The organism is Streptomyces sp. NPDC052107 (assembly GCF_040680215.1).
In the GTDB taxonomy this organism is placed as follows: Bacteria; Actinomycetota; Actinomycetes; order Streptomycetales; family Streptomycetaceae; genus Streptomyces.
The window spans coordinates 1-1,727 of record NZ_JBFAWG010000259.1 but is presented as its reverse complement, the minus strand read 5'-3'; the positions used below and the strand labels follow the sequence as shown (position 1 = coordinate 1,727).

2 protein-coding genes are annotated in these 1,727 nt (G+C 67.5%); both read right to left on the bottom strand.

The genetic code is table 11. The features are described 5' to 3' along the window. The coding region (locus AB0M27_RS47610) for a helix-turn-helix domain-containing protein (RefSeq protein WP_365732438.1) at positions 1–88 on the bottom strand (88 nt) is incomplete at its 3' end. A gap of 649 nt (positions 89–737) precedes the next feature. Further along, positions 738–1,454 (bottom strand): pentapeptide repeat-containing protein, encoded by a 717-nt coding sequence (locus tag AB0M27_RS47605; RefSeq protein ID WP_365732437.1) that lies wholly within the window; start codon positions 1,452–1,454, stop codon positions 738–740. Positions 1,455–1,727: the final 273 nt, after the last annotated feature.

The window sequence follows — 1,727 nt, the reverse complement described above, 5'->3', positions numbered from 1 at the left end:
CGAGAGCCCACTGGCGAAGCGTCATCGGGTGTATCCCGAGACGCTTCGCAGCCTTGGAGATACGCAGCAACTCCATGCACGCAACTATACATGCACAACACTAAGGATTACTAACGAAGTTGGTGAGCCTCGCCAACTGGTCAGCCTCGCCGCTGATCAAGTCATTGTCTGCAGGGAGGGGAGGGGTGGTCAACGTGCTGCGCTCCTTCTGTGCGTGTCTACGTTCACCTCCTGGTCCCGGGCGGCGGGCGGACTGACAAAAAACCTGGCCGAGTTGAGTGTGACGCTGGCCACATACAGTGAGCGTGGGCAGAGGCCACCTGGCGCGAGCCTTTGTCGAGCCCAGACCATGCCCGGATGGATCTCCACATCGCCGGAGCCCATGGAGATTCCTGTAAATCCCTCTGACTCCCGGTAAGCGGCGTTCTCCGGGAGCACGGTCGACTTCGGCAGGGCGACGTTCTCCGGCGGCACGGTCGACTTCTTGGGCGCGACCGGCGCAGCGCCATCCGACCTGGTGCCGTCGAGCGGATCACCGCCGGCCGGGCTGATCCTGCCTCCTGCGTGGTACCCGCCCCGGTCCTGACGCGGGGAGCTTATCCGGAGTGCAGACGCCTCCCGGCCTCGCGGGCCGTGCCGTCGCTCGTGCTCCCTTCGGCTACCAGATCATCAGGCGCAGCACCGGCACCGCACAGTGGGCGATGCAGGCCCGGCGCTGGACGGTTCCGTGCCAGCAGTCAGGACACCGGTAGCCGCGGTGCCGGCAGATCCGCGCCGCTGTTCCCGGAGCCCTGCACGCGATACCGACCGCCCTCAATCGGCACGGACCCCTCCCGCACCACCGCGGCATCGGGCCAACGGGTCCGCTCCGACCACACCACGTTCAGCAGCTCGGCGCTGAACAGGTCCACCGCGCCGTCCAGGTTCGCGCCGTCCAGGTCTGCACCGCTCAGGTCCGCACGGTACAGATTTGAGTGGAACAGATTCGCGCCGGTCAGGTCCGCCCTCAACAGGGCCGCACCCACCAGGCTCGCTTCGCTCAGGTCCGCGCCGGTCAGGTCCGCAGACAACAGGCGCGCGCCGCGCAGGTTCGCACCGTCCAGGCGAGCGTCGTGCAGGTCCGCGCCGCTCAACTCCGCGTCGCTCAGATCCGCGCCCGACAGATCCGAGTGGTTCAGGTATGCGTGGAACAGGTCCGCGCCGTACAGGTTCGCGCCGCGAAGGCTCGCGCGAGGCAGGGTCGCTCTGCGCATCTGCGCACCGCGTAGGTATGCGCCGTCCAGCTTCGCGATGCTGAGGTCCGCGCCGGTCAAGATACGGCGTCGTGCGCCGCCGGCCAGGAGCACCCGGGTCCACCAGTTGGAGGCCTGGATGCTCAGGCAGGGACGAGGAGGGCGGGCAGCCACGGCGAGGCGGCCAAGGACGGTATCAGGGTGCGTCTTCACCGGGTTCATCCGAGGATGCCCTGGCCTTCAGGGCCGGGGAGGAATCGGACTCCTGCGGAGCAGGGCAGGGATAGCTGGATCGCCGTCGGGGCGATCCGGTGTCCATCCCGCACGGCGGTGATGTCCACAATGATCGAGAACTCTCAACTGTCAGTCCTCTCCGGTAGGTTCGGATGCATGACGACACAGGCAGCCACGAAGGGCACCGGGCATGCCCGGTACACCTTCCGTGTGCGCCTGTCGGCTACCGCGCGGCGCGCGCTTGAAGCGGAGTGGGCGCGC

Excerpts from the sequence above, each read along its gene's own strand:
- AB0M27_RS47605 (WP_365732437.1), bottom strand. The coding sequence starts at position 1,454 with ATGAACCCGGTGAAGACGCACCCTGATACCGTCCTTGGCCGCCTCGCC.